The sequence below is a fragment of the Paraburkholderia rhizosphaerae genome, assembly GCF_004366595.1.
In the GTDB taxonomy this organism is placed as follows: domain Bacteria; phylum Pseudomonadota; class Gammaproteobacteria; order Burkholderiales; family Burkholderiaceae; genus Paraburkholderia; species Paraburkholderia rhizosphaerae.
This window is the reverse complement of sequence record NZ_SORE01000001.1, coordinates 250,113-265,213: the sequence shown is the minus strand read 5'-3', so window position 1 is coordinate 265,213 and position 15,101 is coordinate 250,113. Positions and strand designations below refer to the sequence as shown.

Genomic DNA, 15,101 nt, shown 5'->3' with positions numbered 1-15,101 from the left:
GCGCCGAGCGCCAGAGCCGGCGCGGACCGGAGTCTTTCATCCGCGCCGATTGCCCAGGGACAGCCGTTAGCCGTTCGCGGTTAGCGGTTAGCCGAAAGTCGCGAGCGGATCGCCCGCTGCCAACGCTTGCGCGCGGTCCGGCGCGGGCGGATAGATCCATTGCGTGTTGATCATCTGCTTGCGCGTCTTGCCTTCGGCGTGCGTCAGCTTGATTTGCCGGTCCCAACCCTCGGAATAGATGGCGCCCCATTCGCCGAGGTCGACGCACGTCGCATAGAACGGCTGCCGATAGGCGAGCGTCGGCGTACCGAGCAGATCGGCCGCGACATTGTGCCCGCCGAATTTGCCCATCACCATCGCGTGCTGGCAGGACATCAATGCGTAGTGTCCGTCGTCGTCGCACAGCACTCGTGCGACATCGCCGGCGACGAAGATATCGCGTGCTTGCGGCACGCGCAGATCCGGCGCGACTTCGACGCGACCCAGCGCGTCGAGATGCGAGGCGACTTGCGACGTGAGCGCGCTGGCGCGCATACCGCCGGCCCAGATCACTGTTTTCGCTTCAATTCGAGTGCCAGATGCGGTACGAACGCCGTCCGCGTCGACCGACACCACGCTGGACCCCAGCACGGTCTCGATACCCATCGACTTAAATGCCTCGGTTACAAACGGGCGGGGATTAGGTCCGAGATCCGGACCGACCTCGGCCTGCGAACCGATCACCACCACACGAACGGCCGCGTCAGCGCCGAACACTTCTCGCAGACGCTTCGGCAATTCGGTCGCAGCCTCGATACCCGTAAAGCCGCAACCGACCACGGCAACCGTGTTGCGCGACGGCGAATCCGGCAGCTTTGCGAGCGAGGCCAGGTGGTTTTCCAGCGCGACGGCATCTTCGATACGATCGACGGAGAATGCATATTCGGCGAGGCCTGGAACGGGCGGTCTGCCCAGCTTGCTGCCGCTCGTCAGCAACAAGCGGTCGTACGCGAGCGATCGCATTTGTCCGTTCGCTGACACGACGTTCACCGTCTTTTGTTGAACCGAAATGGCGTCGACACTGCCCTCGGCGAACTTCACACCGACGGCTTCGAGCAGGGGCAGCAGCGGTGCGGCCATCTTCTGCGGCTCGCTCTCATACATCCGCGGCCGGATCTGCAATTCCGGCTTCGGCGAAATCAGCGTGACTTCAACGTCACTGCTTCTGACACCGGCTGCGTCCAGTACGCGAGCTGCGCCTAGCGCGCCCCATACGCCGGCAAAACCGGCACCTACGATCAGGATCTTCTGCGACATGATGATTGCTTCCGATTAGAGACTTGCGAAGTCGGCGACGTGCGCTGACCGCGCAGAAACGGGTGTCCTGCGCTGTCTCGTCATGAGGACTACAACCGGTCATCGCGACGCGGCGCCCGAGGTAGGGTTCCGGCGCCGCGACGGATCGAGGTTGTAGCGCTGGGTGGATATCGGCAGCGTCAAACTGCAAACGTGCTGCACGACGTCATCGTAGGCAGGTGTCGGGTATCGCGGTAGGCACGCGGACGGGCTCACGGTGTTGCGCGATGTGCATCAATCGGCACTGGCCGGCAGCGCCGCTTCATTTTTCGAAGTATGGCTTTTTGCGCGATCGAATCGAACAGTCAGGTGTCGCCGGTGCAGGTCTTCGGTTACGGCCCTAACCGGCAAGAAAGTCGGTTATAGACAAGCGCGAACGCGAACGGGTCGCCACGCTCGATAAGCGAGCAGACGCTCGAGCAAGAATGAATTGGTAAACCAGTGGAGGTCAGGCGTATGCGACGGATACGTCAATGATCATTGACGCCTTCGAACGGCGATCGCGGCAACGGGTCGCCGTCGACGAACGCGGTCGCATAACTGATTGCGAACTCGAATGCGGAAATGCGATTGGCGAATGCGCCAAGGTCGCCCAGCGAAGTGGCTTCGCCGTCTTCTTCCAGTATGCACGCGCGTGCGAGGAAGAGGTTTCCGTGCCGGATGGCGGACGGCTGAATTGCCGCGCCGTGATGATAGAAAATCATTTGATTTCCCCCGGGGACTCGCCCTGGCACAGTGTACTGCGACAAAAGTGTCAGCGATAAGGCATCGAGACTTTTCTTGCGGGCCATTCCGTGTGGTGCGCCCACGCGAGTCAAAACGTCACGCTACGGTCCTGGCAGGGCGAAATTGCCGCACGAACTATTCGCGCTGCGTTTGTTTAACTTTGTACTCGGGGCTTCTCGTATGCACCCATCGCCGCGATGTACTATGCTGCAATGCAACAGGTCCGGTTGTCTGTTCGGGCACCAGCGGGAATGGATGGGCTCGCTGATGCTGCCGCTGTATCTGCAATGGCATGGATTACCCATATGGGAGGTCAAGGATGTTCGATGCCGAGATCGCCACCACCCTCCTTAACCGCTGGGAACGCATGCGGAGAACCGAAGGCGTATCAGCGCTTGAACTGCTGCGCGAAGGGAAACTCGCTTTTCGTCACCACGTCTGCACAACGGCGGGCATGAGCGACACGCAGGACAGCGGCGCCTTCGACATCGAACTGCTGACGTTCGACGATGGCTCGACCGCATTGCGTTTATCGACCGGCGCGCATCTTGCCGCGTGGACTCGCTGGGTCGCGATCGACCCGGTCACCGACGAGGCTCAAGCGCCTCGCTATGCAATTGATCTGTAGAGTTGAATATCGCCGTCGCTATTCAAGCTCTCACATGCCAAACGCATCGGTGCCACAGAAATGTCATGTGCGCGGACTAGGGTCAATTGGTCGTGCCACCTTCGAGGGAGTCGTATGAAATTCCTTCTGACGATATTCGCAGGCATCGGTTTCGCGCTGTCCGCGCAGACCGCGCATGCAGTCGACATCACCGGTGCGGGAAGCACATTTGCGGCGCCGATCTATACGAAATGGGCCGACGCGTATCGGAAGGCCGGTGGCGGGCGCGTCAATTACCAGGGCATAGGTTCGTCCGGTGGCATCAAGCAGATTATTGCCAGAACGGTGGACTTTGCCGGCTCCGATGCACCGCTGACGGACGAGCAGCTTGCGAAGGATGGGTTGTTCCAGTTTCCGACGGTGGTCGGCGGTGTCGTGCCCGTGGTCAATATCCCAGGCGTGAAGCCCGGGGAACTGACGCTGTCCGGCCCGGTGCTGGCGGACATCTATCTCGGCAAGATCACGAAGTGGAACGATCCGGCAATCGTCGCGCTGAACCCGAACATCAAATTGCCGCCGGACCTTGCGATCGCGGTGGTCAGGCGGGCGGACGGTTCAGGGACCAGCTTTATCTGGACGCACTTTCTGTCGCAAGTGAGCGCTGACTGGAAGAGCAAGGTCGGTGAAGGCACCACCGTCAATTGGCCAACCGGAACAGGGGGTAAAGGCAACGACGGGGTCGCGGCCTTTGTGCAGCGATTACCCGGTGCACTTGGATACGTCGAGTGGGCGTATGTGCGGCAGAACAACATGGCGTATACCGCACTGAAGAACGCCGCTGGAACGGTCGTGCGACCGTCGACAGAGTCGTTCAAGGCAGCCGCCGCGAGCGCGGACTGGTCGAAAACGTTCTATCAGATTCTCACGAATCAACCCGGCAAGGACGCATGGCCCGTTGTTGGCGCAACGTTCGTGCTAATCCATACGAAACAGGAAAACGCGGACAAGGGACGTGAAACGCTGAAGTTCTTTGACTGGGCCTTTACGCATGGCGGACCGATCGCGCAGCAACTCGACTACATCACGTTGCCTGAAGCGGTGACGACTGAAATCCGCTCGCAATGGAAGGCGAAAATCAAGGATGCGGCAGGCAAACCGCTGCTGCCTTAGCCTTCGTTATTTGACCGCATGCGCGGCTAACGTTGAACATCGCCCTCACCAGGAGGTAACGAACCGATTTCGCTGTTTGATCCTGAATGCGCCTGGGCCCGCGTAAAATGGCGATCACCTCGTTTTCGACGCCTGATCCCAGCGGACTCAGAGCAAACCTCGAATGAACATTCAGGAATTTGCAGCCCTCCTCAAACTTTCGGTCAGCACCGTATCGAAAGCGCTGAACGGCCGCGAAGATGTCAGCGCGGCGACGCGCAAGCGCGTGCTGGAAGCAGCGGAACAATACGGTTTTTCTCCGGATCCGGCCGCGCGTCGGTTGCGTCGGCAAGCGGCCGACACGATTGCGTTCGTGATATCGCCGCCGCAAACCTCATTCGCTCATCCGTTCTTTATGGACATGCTGGCGGGTGTGAATGAAGCGATGGATAGCACCGACTATCAGCTGATCGTCGCTTCCGCACGCAGCGTGGAAACGGAACTCGATGTATTCAGGCGTTTGATCGAACGTCAGCGCGTCGACGCGCTGCTGTTCGGGCGCACACGCCGCAAGGACGAGCGCATCGCGTATCTGCTCGAGCGCGATATTCCGTTTGTCGCATTCGGCCGAAGCGAAACGTCCAACGCGTTTCCGTATGTCGATATCGACCATCGCGTCGTGGGGCGCGCCGGTTGCGGTCGATTTATCGCACTGGGTCATCGCCGGATTGCGCTCGTTCATGCGCCCGAGTATCTGATGTTCAGCCACCTCGAGCGGCGCGGGTATGAAGAAGCGTTGCGCGCCGCCGGGATCGCATTCGACCGGGACCTGTGTGTCGAAACGGCGATCTCCGAGGAAGGCGGCGCCGATGCTGTCCGCCGGCTGCTTGCGCTGCCGGATCCGCCGACGGCCATCGTGTGCGGGCACGATCTGCTCGCGCTGGGCGTGATGCGCGGCATCGCGGAAACGGGCAGGATGCCGGGCCGCGATGTCGGTGTGATCGGCGGGGACAATCATCCGATCGGGCGCTACGTGCAGCCCGCGCTGACCACCTTCTCAGCCGAGACGCACCGCGCGGGCAAGCGGATGGCGGCCATGCTGTTCGAGCGGCTGGCCGGCACGCCGGCGCAGCAGCTGCAGGAGATCTGGGAACCGGAACTGATCGTCCGCGCGTCGGATGGTCCGCATCGTGTGCCGGCCGCGGGTGCCGTGCAAAGCAAGGCGAAGACGCCCAAACGAGCACGCGCCGTCCGGGCATAAGCGAAAACGAAGACGAAGCGCGGCGGCACGTCTGGCCAGCCGCGGGTCTTATTCCTCGGAGACAGTCACCCACGCGCCCGTTTGAGCCGAGCGGAACACCGCATCGATCACCTGCATATTGGCGCGCGCGTCTTCCAGCGGAATAGCCTGCTGGCCGCCGCTCAGAATCGCTTCGGCGAACACGGTGGCGGCGACACCGTATTGATCGCAAACCGGAAGCTCGAGCCAGCGTTCGGTGTCAACTCCGGCGCTGTTGCGTTCACTGATGAGTAACCGCGTTGGCCGGTCATTCGGCGCATTGAACGGAATTTCGACTTCGATGCGCCCGGTCGTGCCGTGGAATTGCATCCGTTGATAAGGGTGAATTTGCGTCGAGTAGAAGAAGTTCGCTTGCACGCCTTCGAAATCCATCAATACCGAGCCAAGCCGGTCGACCCCGAATGCCGGGTCACGCTCCAGCATCGCGACGACACGGCACGGTTCACGCCGCGTGACGAAACGCGAAGTCGTGATCGGATAACAACCGATATCCAGCAGACCGCCGCCACCGATGTCATTCTGATTGCGGATATTGCGAGGGTCGGTGTTGTAATAGGAAAAGCCTCCGCTGATTGCCCGCAATTCGCCAAGCACGCCTTCGTCAATCAACTCCCGCACCTTCAGCCATTGAGGATGCGTGCGCACCATAAAGGCTTCCTGCACATATCGGCCGGTCTTGTTGCGCGCGGCGATCAGTCGTTCAGATTGCTCCGCATTCAACCCGATCGGCTTTTCGCACAGCACGTGCTTGCCCGCCTCGACGCATTTGATCGTCCATTCCACATGCAGGTGATTGGGCAACGGGATATAGATCGCATCGATTTCCGGGTCCGCGAGCAGCGCCTCATAGCTGTCATACGCGACGGCCAGCCCATACTTTGCGGCGGCTTCCCGCGCCTTCCGCGGATCTCGGGACGCAATGCCTTTTACGCGGCATTTCGGCGCGTTATGCATCGGCACGACGACTTTGTCGTTGATCTTTGCGGCCCCAAGCACACCCCAGACAATCACATCCTTCGCCATCGCATACCCTCTGGAATTCAATATGTGAGAAGCGGGGCGGCCGGGAGCGCAAGATGCTCTCCGCCCGATCCCGTTTGAACCAGTCTAGCGCACCTTAAAGCAAAAGCCGCTTTGAAATTGATGACTTATTAGTGTGACGTGCTGCGGATTTTGCATGTCGTAGATGCGCGAAATGATGCAATGAAACCTGCACCGGAAATGTGCGGGCGCAAGGTTCGTTCGAAGCTGGGGCGTCTGTTGTGTGGTCGGGCATCGCGGGTGCGGCGGTGCGCAAACCGCTTCGAATATTCTGCATCGCACCTCATCTGTTTCAAGGCTCGCCTTGTACTGTCCGGAATGGCCGATGCGCGTCGACGTCGATGCGCGCGTGGTTAAACCTTACTGTGCGATTGCAGACGACATCCATGCGCAAGGCTGGTCGGAGCAGCCGCATTTTCTGTCGACCGCATTGACGCATGCGCTTGAAGCGGAGTGCAGGGCACTAGCCGGTGCGGGCGCACTGCAGCCGGCGCAGGTCGGCCGCGGCGCGGCGCGCATGTGCAAACTGGACGTGCGCGGCGATTGCATCCGTTGGATCAAGCCAGGGCAATCGACCGTTTGCGATGCGTATCTCGCGGAGATCGACGCGTTGCGGCGCGCGCTGAACCGCGAGCTATGCGCGGGGCTCGACGAATTCGAAGGGCACTTTGCGTGGTACGCGCCGGGCACGTTTTACGTCCGGCATCGCGACCGGTTCCGCAGCGACGATAGTCGCGTCGTAACAGTGATTGCTTATCTGAACGATACCTGGAGCGCGGAGCAGGGCGGCGCGCTGCGACTGCATGTCGATGATGGCGGTACGCGCGATATCGAACCAGCCGGCGGGCGCATCGTGGTGTTTCTGTCCGCGGATATCGAGCATGAGGTATTGCCCGCGACGCGTGAACGGATCTCGCTGACAGGCTGGTTCACGCGTCGGCGACGTTGAACGGGGCGATGCTGGCCATCAAGCAAGGCAGATCAGGCGCTGCTTGCGGGCGCCTGAATGATCTTCCAGCCATTGCCCGCGGGGTCGCGGAACCCGGCGTCGACGCTACCGTAGCGGTCGACCGGCTCCTGCGTGAATTCGACGCCCTTGGCTTTCAACTGCGCGTAGCTCGCGCGACAGTCGGCGACGGAGAGCACGAGCGGTGGCATCGCCCCTTTCGCGACCATCGCGCGCAGCGTTTGCGCGGTGCCTTCGTCGTGAATCGGCGGGCCCGGCGCGAACAGTCCGAGCTGGAACGTCGGCTGATCCGGATGCTGGACCGTCAGCCAGCGGTACGAACCGTTGCGTACATCCGTGTTCACGCGAAAGCCGAGCTTGCCGACGTAAAACGCGAGCGCTTCGTCCTGATCGTCGACATACAAGCCCACCACACTGATACCCTGGTTCATGAGACCTCCTCCGTAGATGGCTGCAATTTAGCTTTGGCCACGCGGCGGCGCTTCTCCAAAACTGCGATCGTGAGGTCCGGGCGCTGGGCCGCTTTCAGTACGCAAGCGGGCACGCGGTCGAGTTGCCGTGTATCGGAGCGGACATCGATGCGCATCGCGCCGGGGCTTCGCCCGGTGATGTCGCGAAAGATGCGGCCGAAGGTGCCGAGGCTTTCCCAGCCGGTGGCGAACGCGATGTCCGTGATGCTCAGTTCGGTGTCGCGCAGCAACGTGATGGCCTGCTCGATACGGCGCGTCAGCAGATAGCGGTGCGGCGGAACGCCGAACGCGCGCTTGAACGAGCGCGCGAAATGGGCTTCGGAAATGCGACTTACGTCGGCGAGGCGACTGACCGGCCACGCTTCGTGCGACGCGGCATCCATGCGGTCTTTGGCGCGCAGCAGGCGGCGTAGCAGCGCTGGGTCTTGCAATATGTCGTCGCCGGCCGGGTGAGAAGACGGCGCAAGCGGGCGTGCTTCACGATCTTGGCGAGCGGGCATGAGTTTCGGGTGGCCGACGGTAAGCGGGTAGTTTAGCCCACCGCCCGGTATGGTCGCGGCATGTTCAAAGCCATCGACGCACGGCGCTTAACGCGCGTCGATGACTTTCACATCGCTGACCATCCGCCAGTCGCGTTCAAGTGTGCGCGTCGCGGCACCCGTCACGGTTAGCGTCGCGTGCAGGTGGATGTCACGGCTCGAGCTGCCGATCATCAGTTCGAACTCGCCCGGCTCGACGATGCGCTCGCCACGCGCGTCGGTGAAGTTCAGCATGTCGACGGGCAGGCGCACGCGCAGCCGCACGTTTTCATCCGGTTCGATACTGACGCGCGCAAACGCCTTGAGCTCCTTCACCGGGCGCGACGTCGACGCAAGACGGTCGCGTAGATACACCTGCACGACTTCGTCGCTGCGACGCGCGCCGATGTTCTCGACCGTGAAGCTGAACTCGAACACGCCATCGGCAATCGGCGCTTCCGATGATGCCAGTTCCAGTCCACCGTACGCGAATCGCGTGTACGTGAGCCCGAATCCGAACGGATAGCGCGAACCGAAGTGCCAGGCGACCGGCGTGCCCGCACTCTTCAGGCGATGGTTGTACACGTAGGGCACCGCGCCCGCGCTGGTCGGCACCGACAACGGCAGACGGCCGCTGAAGCCGGCACGCCCGGTCAGCAGTCCGGCTAGCGCTTCGCCGCCTTTTTCGCCCGGTGCAAAGGCCATCACGAGCGCGGCGATCCGTTCTTCCTGGCCTGCGAGGTTATATGGGCGGCCGCCCGTCATCACAACGACAGTCGGTGTGCCGGTCGCGATCACCGCATCGACGAGCGCCTGTTGCACACCGGGCAACGCGAGACTGTCGGTGTCCGAGCCTTCGCCGACCGTTCCCGACTGGAACAGGCCCGCGAGATCGCCAACGAAAACGATCGCGATATTGGCGTTGCGTGCGGCCTGCGCGGCCGACGCGATGCGCGAGGTGTCGGTGCTGATCAGTTCATCGCGGCTGTTCAGATCGCGCGAATCGAGTGCGACGTCGCCCGGGAACACCGGCGCGCCGGCGCGTCGGTGCTCGATAATGTCGCAGCCTTTCTCGTAGATCACCTGGGCTTCGCCAAGCACGTCGCGCAGCGCTTTCAATGGCGTCGTGACCGACGACTCCGACTGCTCGCCGCTATTGATCAGGTGCACAGGGAAGCTGTAACCCGCGAGCAAAGCAAGCGGGTCGTCCGCGGTCGGGCCGATCACCGCGACCTTCTGCTTGTCGTCCGCGGCGAGCGGAAGCACGCCGTCATTGCGCAGCAGCACCGCCGACTGGAGCGCTACTTCATGCGCCAGATCGATCGCTGCTTCACTGCGCAGATCGATGCGTTCCGCGTCGACGTAAGGATGTTCGAACAAACCGATATCGAACTTCGCACGCAATACGCGCGTCACAGCCGCATCGATCGTCGCTTCGCTGATCTCGCCGCGCGCCAGCGCTTCCTTCAGGTGCAACGCGCATTCGTGACCCGGCAATTCGACATCGAGCCCGGCATTGAACGACTGCGCGGCCGCCGCGGCAGCGTCGCGCGCGACGCCGTGATGCGTGTACAGCAGATTCACCGCCGCGTAGTCGGCGACGATCAGTCCATCGAAGCCCCACTTGTCGCGCAGCACGCCCTGCAGCAGTTCGTGATTCGTGTGACACGGCACGCCATCGATATCGTGATACGCAGGCATAACCGAACCCGCACGCGCGAGCTTCACCGCCATTTCGAACGGCAGCAGGTACGTATCGTTGAGCTCGCGAGGACCGACGTGGACCGGCGCGTGATTGCGCGCGCCTTCGCTCGCCGAATGCGCGACGAAGTGCTTCAGTGTCGCGAGCACGTCGCGCTTCTCGCCCTGCAAACCGTTCACGAAACTGCACGCCATCACGCCGACCAGATACGGGTCTTCACCGAATGTCTCCTCGGTGCGGCCCCAGCGTGGATCGCGCGATACGTCGAGCACCGGCGCGAGACCCTGATGACAGCCGATCGAGCGAGCCTGCTCGCCGATGGTTTCGCCCACGCGGCCGATCAAATCGAGGTTCCACGTTGCCGCGTAATTGAGCGGCGACGGAAAAAGCGTGGCGTCCTTGATCATCAGACCGACCAGACACTCTTCGTGCGCCATCACCGGAATACCCAGGCGCGTGTCTTCCACCATCTGCCGCTGCAACGCATTGAACGCTTTCACGCCGTCCTTCGGGTCCACCGAGTGCGTGCCGAGCGGACGCGTGACCTGTCCCAGACCATGCCGCAGCAGCGTATCCAGCGGCACACCGGTGTCTCGTTGCGCGAAGTCTTCGCTGCGCGACTGGTGGTGGCCGTCTTCGGCGAGCTTCAGCCAGACCGCATGGAGTTGAGCGATCTTCTCGTCGATCGTCATGCGCGCGAGCAGATCGGCGACCCGTGCGCCGGTCGGTATGTGGGCTTTGCGATAGAGCGGATATTCGCTGGTGTCTTCAAGCGCCATTCGTTCACTCCTGACCATGTTCTGGCTATTAGGCGGCTGTTGTGTGGTGATTACGTGGCTGTTTCGGTGACGAATGAGGCGGGCTCAGCCCTTTATCGAACCAGCCATCATTCCTTTAATCACGCGTTCCTGACCGAACGCGTATGCGACGATCAGCGGCAACGACGTCAGCGTGACAACCGCGAGCATCGCCGGCACGTTCGACGAGTATTGCCCCTGGAAGTCCCACACCGCGAGCGGTAGCGTGCGATGCTCCGGCGTCGAGGTCAGCATGTACGCGAAGATGAATTCATTCCACAGCGCGATACCGTTATAGATCGCGACGGTTGCGAGCCCCGGCGTGGATAGCGGGAAAAAGATGCGCCAGAAGATGTGGAAAGGACCGGCGCCATCCAGTTGCGCAGCCTCTTCGAGTTCTCGCGGAATCTGCCGCATGAACTCGGTGAGAATGAAGATCGACACGGGCAGGCTCAGCGAGACATACGGGCCAAGTAGCGCGAACTGCGTGTCGTAAAGGCCGAGGTTGCGTGTCAGCAGATAGATCGGCACGAGCGTCGCGTGCAACGGCACGATCATGCCGGCAATGACGATCGCAAACAACGTCTTGTTGAACGAGAAACGCATGCGCGCGAACGCATAAGCGGCCATTGCGCTAACCAGTACGATCAACGCAACCGATATTCCGACGACGAATACGCTATTGCGGAAATACGTGAAGTACGGGCCTTTGAGCACGGCTACATAGTTGCCGAAGTAGAGCCGCTCGGGCAACGCCCATACCGACGATGAAAAAGATTCATCCAGCGTCTTCAGGCTGGTCACGACGACAAAGAGAAACGGCAGCGTCGTGACAGCCAGCCAGATTAGTGCGAGCAGCGGCGTGCCGATTCGAAGATTCAGCTTCATCGCTCAGACCTCGGTCGCGTAACGTCGGGTGAAACGCAGCGACACCGCCGCAACCGCGCAGACGATGATGAACATCGCCGAACCGATGGTGCTCCCGTAGCCGAGCTGGAATGAGCTGAACACGGTGCGATACATGTAGGTGGCCATCAACTCCGACGCATTTTCGGGGCCGCCGCCTGTCATCACGTAGATCAGGTCGAAGTAGCGCAGCGAGCCGAGCACCGCGAGCAGCACCGCGGTGCGTACCGTGCCCTGCAGGTGCGGCAGTTTGATGCGCCAGAAAATGACCCATCCGGACGCGCCTTCGAGACGCGCGGCTTCGACGACCTCGACCGGCATCGAAGAAAGCCCCGCCAGAAACAGGATCATGTAGAACGGAATGTTCTGCCAGCAGATCACCGCGATCGTCGACGCCAGCGACAGATGCGGATCGCCAAGCCAGTCCTGCGCGAGCGCGCCGAGGCCGGTCGCGCGCAGTGCGGCATTGAGCGGGCCGAAGTTCGGATCGTAGATGTTCTTGAACAGCACACCGATCGCGACGCTCGACATCAGCAGCGGCAAGAAATAGAGCACCTTCAGCAGACGCGAACCGCGGCCGGCTTTTTCAAGGAGCACGGCGAGCGCCAGCGCGATCGGCAATTCGACGACGACCGAGATGACCGCGAGAATCGCGTTGTTCCACAGCGACAGCCAGAAGACGCCGTCGTGCACCAGATGCACCCAGTTCGAAAATCCGACATACCGGGCATCGGTGCCGAGACCATTCCAGTCGAGCAGCGAAAGACGCATGCTCGAAACGAGCGGATAGAGCAGAAAGACGGCGAGCAGCAGCACGGCAGGTGCGAGGAACGCGGCCGCGACCAGGGTCTGCGACGGGACACGCAACCGGCGTCGGCGTTCGGATTCGGCGGAGAGCGCGATATTCACGAGCGTGTTTTGCCGGCTGGCGCTTGATAGTACGCTATCGCGCCGGCCGGACTCTGCGGTTAGAGAAGGTGATTAACCACCCGCCTTCGCGGCGGATTCCATTTTCTGAGCGGCAGCCTCAGGTGTCAGCGACAGACCGAACAACGCCTGCGTCGTGTCCTTGTGAAGCTCGCCGAGCCGCGGCGGCAACGCCTGGTCGTACCAGAGCTGCACATTCGGCGCATCCACGATCAGCGTCTGAAGCCGCTTGAGAAACGGATCGTCAAGCGCGATGTTTTTGACCGGCGGAACCTTGCGGTCGCCGACGCGTGCTTTCATCGCGGTGTCGTCGGTCAGCGACTGGATCAGCTTGAACGCGGCTTCCGGGTATTTGCATTCGGTCGAGATGCTCAGGAAGCCATCGCCGACCGTGCCGATCACGTCACGCGGATCGCCTTTGCCACCCGGCACGCTCGGAAACGGGAAAAAATCGAGTTTCTTCGAGAACGCGGGGTTTTCGTTCTGGATCGTCGACGCTTCCCAGCCGCCCATCAGTTCCATTGCCGCGCGGCCCGAGTAAAGCAGACGCCGCGATGCGCCGACGTCATAGTCGAGGCCATTGAAGCCTTGTGCGAACGCGCCGGCCTTCACGAGCTCCTGGATGTGCTTGCCCGCCTCGACGAACGCGGGGTCGTCGAAGCCTTTGCCGTTGCCGTTGCCGTCGAGCGCGGCGCGTACGACGTCCGGGCCGCCGATGCGATCGACGAGATACATGTAGTACATCGAGCCCGTCCACTTGTTCTTGTTCGCCAGGGCGAACGGTGCGATGCCGTGCGAAGTCAGCACTTGCACGACATGCATCAGCTCGGGCCACGTCGCGGGTGGCTTGAGACCGTACTGCTGGAAAATGTCCTTGTTATAGAAGATCACCGCGGCGGACGCGTTTTCGGCTGCGACGCCGTAGGTCTTGCCGTCGAACGTTACCGCCTTCCACGACGAAGGCAGGAAGCGGTCCCGATACGCGGCGTCCTTCTGCAAATACGGCGTCAGGTCGACAATCTGGCCTGCCTTCACGTACTCGTTCAACGTACCGCCGCCCCACGATTCGAACACGCACGGCGGTTGACCCGCACCGAACGCGACCTTCAGCTTGGTCTTGTACGCATCGTTCAGGATGTGGGAATTTTCGACCTTGTATCCGGGGTTCTTCTGCTCGAAGCGATCGGATGCATCGCGCAGGATCTTCGCGGAGCCCGCGTTGGTCTGCTGGTCCCACGCGGTGATTACCTTCGTGTCTTGCGCGTAGGCCGCGCCCGTTGTGGCGATTGCGGTGACGCCGAACCACAGTGCCACACCCATCGCCTTCGATACCGCCGCGTACGCCATCTCGAAGTCTCCGCTCGTTAGAGTTTTTGATCAGTACGTTAGCCTTAACGTTAGCGATGTTAGTAACGTCACCGGCTGGTCGCCAGATGCGGTTAACCCTCAAGCATGCGACGCGTGCTTCACGCAATCGGCATAACGCGCTATCGTGCGTCACAGAAGCAGCTTTGCGCGATTACGCAGCGCAGGGAAGCCCTGATTGCGACTTTTAGTGATTCATCTAGAATCAATGTAGATTAACGTTATCGCTAACGGCATGACCAAGCAAAACCCGACGCTCGCAGATGTTTCACGACTGGCCGGTGTGTCGCAGATGACCGCCTCGCGCGCGCTCAATGGGCGCGCCGGCGTGTCGCGCGAGACACGCGACGAAGTGCTGCGCATCGCGTCCGATATCGGCTATGTCGTGAATCGCACCGCGCAGAAACTCTCAGGCGGGCGCAACGGCATCATCGGCATCATTACGCCGACACTCGATACGCAGTTTTCGAGCGAGCTGATTCTCGGTGCCGGGCGCGCGGCGCGCGCCGCCGGTTGCGAAGTGCTGGTCTATACGATGTCGGATGAAGAGCGTCGCACGCATCACGATGTGCTGGGCCTCGTGCGGCAGTTTTCCGACGGCGTGCTGGCTATTCTGCCGCGCGAGTCGCTGTGGCTCGACTTGCTATCGAAAGCGAACCTGCCGGTCGTCGTGATCGACCAGCGCGGCACGATGAACCGCTTGCCGTCCGTTTCGGTCGACAATTACGGCGGCGCCCAACTCGCGGTCGAGCATCTGATCGAACTGGGCCATACGCGCATTGCGTTTCTGGGGGGCAGCGATTCGATTGAAGGCGTGCGCGATCGCCAGCGCGGCTATCTCGACACGTTGGCGAGGCATCGGTTACCGAATGTGCCTGAATGGGTTGTGCCGGGCGACCTTTCGCAAATGACCGCTTTCGAGGTGGCGTCGGGTCTGCTGAACCTTCCGAATCCGCCGACGGCTATTTTCACCGCCAACGATCAAAGCGCGTTTGGCGCGATCGCGGCTGCGCGCGAAGCCGGCCTGCGCGTGCCGCATGACATTTCCATTATCGGCTTCGACGATATTCCGATGGCCGAGCAGTTTCATCCGTCATTGACGACAGTACGCCAGCCGTTTCAGCAAATGGCCAGTTCGGCGGTGAATACGCTGCTCGCACAGGTCGCCGGACACGATGCCGCGTCGCAGCGTGTCACGTTCGCGGCCGAACTGATGGTGCGCGCTTCCACGGGTCCGGCTCCGTCGGTGCAGCGGCGGCTGGTTGCGTCGCGCATCGCGCGCAAGTCCTGA

The 15,101-nt window shown here is 61.6% G+C and carries 14 protein-coding genes; 5 read left to right on the top strand and 9 right to left on the bottom strand.

Annotated features, from left to right (window positions below):
* Positions 1 to 87 precede the first annotated feature (87 nt).
* Both BX592_RS01100 and BX592_RS01090 read right to left on the bottom strand, forming a co-directional pair.
* The gene (locus BX592_RS01100) at positions 88 to 1,296 is read right to left on the bottom strand and encodes an NAD(P)/FAD-dependent oxidoreductase (protein ID WP_134189788.1); all 1,209 of its coding nucleotides are present in this window, start codon (positions 1,294 to 1,296) and stop codon (positions 88 to 90) included.
* A 509-nt stretch (positions 1,297 to 1,805) separates the two neighbouring features.
* Positions 1,806 to 2,039 (bottom strand): hypothetical protein, encoded by a 234-nt coding sequence (locus BX592_RS01090; RefSeq protein ID WP_134190001.1) that lies wholly within the window; start codon positions 2,037 to 2,039, stop codon positions 1,806 to 1,808.
* A gap of 341 nt (positions 2,040 to 2,380) precedes the next feature.
* Here BX592_RS01090 and BX592_RS01085 point away from each other — a divergent pair, with 341 nt between their 5' ends.
* From BX592_RS01085 to BX592_RS01075, 3 genes are all read left to right on the top strand, one after another.
* Positions 2,381 to 2,689: a hypothetical protein gene (locus BX592_RS01085; protein WP_134189786.1), complete on the top strand. Its 309-nt coding sequence runs from the start codon at positions 2,381 to 2,383 to the stop codon at positions 2,687 to 2,689.
* Between the two features lie 114 nt (positions 2,690 to 2,803).
* Positions 2,804 to 3,838 carry a phosphate ABC transporter substrate-binding protein PstS gene (gene pstS, locus BX592_RS01080; protein ID WP_134189785.1) on the top strand — a complete coding sequence of 345 codons (1,035 nt, stop codon included), beginning with the start codon at positions 2,804 to 2,806 and terminating at the stop codon, positions 3,836 to 3,838.
* 163 nt (positions 3,839 to 4,001) lie between these two features.
* Positions 4,002 to 5,078 carry a LacI family DNA-binding transcriptional regulator gene (locus BX592_RS01075; RefSeq protein ID WP_134189784.1) on the top strand — a complete coding sequence of 359 codons (1,077 nt, stop codon included), beginning with the start codon at positions 4,002 to 4,004 and terminating at the stop codon, positions 5,076 to 5,078.
* A gap of 48 nt (positions 5,079 to 5,126) precedes the next feature.
* On the opposite strand, the gene BX592_RS01070 is transcribed toward BX592_RS01075, so the two are convergent.
* Complete coding sequence (locus tag BX592_RS01070; RefSeq protein WP_134189783.1) at positions 5,127 to 6,140, bottom strand: Gfo/Idh/MocA family protein; 1,014 nt, start codon at positions 6,138 to 6,140, stop codon at positions 5,127 to 5,129.
* 343 nt (positions 6,141 to 6,483) lie between these two features.
* Between BX592_RS01070 and BX592_RS01065 the strand changes: the two genes are divergently transcribed.
* Positions 6,484 to 7,107, top strand: a complete 624-nt coding sequence (locus BX592_RS01065; RefSeq protein ID WP_134189782.1) for a 2OG-Fe(II) oxygenase — start codon at positions 6,484 to 6,486, stop codon at positions 7,105 to 7,107.
* Positions 7,108 to 7,139: 32 nt separating this feature from the next.
* Here BX592_RS01065 and BX592_RS01060 read toward each other — a convergent pair whose 3' ends face one another.
* From BX592_RS01060 to BX592_RS01035, 6 genes are all read right to left on the bottom strand, one after another.
* A complete protein-coding gene (locus BX592_RS01060; RefSeq protein ID WP_134189781.1) occupies positions 7,140 to 7,556 on the bottom strand; it encodes a VOC family protein in 417 nt (138 codons plus the stop codon).
* Positions 7,553 to 8,095: a helix-turn-helix transcriptional regulator gene (locus tag BX592_RS01055; protein ID WP_134189780.1), complete on the bottom strand. Its 543-nt coding sequence runs from the start codon at positions 8,093 to 8,095 to the stop codon at positions 7,553 to 7,555. The genes BX592_RS01060 and BX592_RS01055 overlap by 4 nt, the downstream gene beginning before the upstream one ends.
* Before the next feature lie 87 nt (positions 8,096 to 8,182).
* On the bottom strand, positions 8,183 to 10,594 hold the full coding sequence (locus tag BX592_RS01050; protein WP_134189779.1) for a glycoside hydrolase family 3 N-terminal domain-containing protein: 2,412 nt from the start codon (positions 10,592 to 10,594) through the stop codon (positions 8,183 to 8,185).
* 84 nt (positions 10,595 to 10,678) lie between these two features.
* Positions 10,679 to 11,500, bottom strand: a complete 822-nt coding sequence (locus BX592_RS01045; protein ID WP_134189778.1) for a carbohydrate ABC transporter permease — start codon at positions 11,498 to 11,500, stop codon at positions 10,679 to 10,681.
* A gap of 3 nt (positions 11,501 to 11,503) precedes the next feature.
* On the bottom strand, positions 11,504 to 12,427 hold the full coding sequence (locus BX592_RS01040) for a carbohydrate ABC transporter permease (protein ID WP_243849233.1): 924 nt from the start codon (positions 12,425 to 12,427) through the stop codon (positions 11,504 to 11,506).
* A gap of 72 nt (positions 12,428 to 12,499) precedes the next feature.
* A complete protein-coding gene (locus BX592_RS01035) occupies positions 12,500 to 13,792 on the bottom strand; it encodes an extracellular solute-binding protein (RefSeq protein WP_134189777.1) in 1,293 nt (430 codons plus the stop codon).
* A 253-nt stretch (positions 13,793 to 14,045) separates the two neighbouring features.
* Here BX592_RS01035 and BX592_RS01030 point away from each other — a divergent pair, with 253 nt between their 5' ends.
* Positions 14,046 to 15,101 carry a LacI family DNA-binding transcriptional regulator gene (locus tag BX592_RS01030; protein WP_134189776.1) on the top strand — a complete coding sequence of 352 codons (1,056 nt, stop codon included), beginning with the start codon at positions 14,046 to 14,048 and terminating at the stop codon, positions 15,099 to 15,101.

Bases quoted from the DNA above. Each gene is read 5' to 3' on its own strand.
- pstS (WP_134189785.1), top strand. From the start codon at position 2,804: ATGAAATTCCTTCTGACGATATTCGCAGGCATCGGTTTCGCGCTGTCC.
- BX592_RS01090 (WP_134190001.1), bottom strand. From the start codon at position 2,039: ATGATTTTCTATCATCACGGCGCGGCAATTCAGCCGTCCGCCATCCGG.
- BX592_RS01065 (WP_134189782.1), top strand. From the start codon at position 6,484: ATGCGCGTCGACGTCGATGCGCGCGTGGTTAAACCTTACTGTGCGATT.
- BX592_RS01030 (WP_134189776.1), top strand. From the start codon at position 14,046: ATGACCAAGCAAAACCCGACGCTCGCAGATGTTTCACGACTGGCCGGT.
- BX592_RS01060 (WP_134189781.1), bottom strand. From the start codon at position 7,556: ATGAACCAGGGTATCAGTGTGGTGGGCTTGTATGTCGACGATCAGGAC.
- BX592_RS01085 (WP_134189786.1), top strand. From the start codon at position 2,381: ATGTTCGATGCCGAGATCGCCACCACCCTCCTTAACCGCTGGGAACGC.
- BX592_RS01075 (WP_134189784.1), top strand. From the start codon at position 4,002: ATGAACATTCAGGAATTTGCAGCCCTCCTCAAACTTTCGGTCAGCACC.
- BX592_RS01070 (WP_134189783.1), bottom strand. From the start codon at position 6,140: ATGGCGAAGGATGTGATTGTCTGGGGTGTGCTTGGGGCCGCAAAGATC.
- BX592_RS01055 (WP_134189780.1), bottom strand. From the start codon at position 8,095: ATGCCCGCTCGCCAAGATCGTGAAGCACGCCCGCTTGCGCCGTCTTCT.
- BX592_RS01045 (WP_134189778.1), bottom strand. From the start codon at position 11,500: ATGAAGCTGAATCTTCGAATCGGCACGCCGCTGCTCGCACTAATCTGG.
- BX592_RS01100 (WP_134189788.1), bottom strand. From the start codon at position 1,296: ATGTCGCAGAAGATCCTGATCGTAGGTGCCGGTTTTGCCGGCGTATGG.
- BX592_RS01035 (WP_134189777.1), bottom strand. From the start codon at position 13,792: ATGGCGTACGCGGCGGTATCGAAGGCGATGGGTGTGGCACTGTGGTTC.
- BX592_RS01050 (WP_134189779.1), bottom strand. From the start codon at position 10,594: ATGGCGCTTGAAGACACCAGCGAATATCCGCTCTATCGCAAAGCCCAC.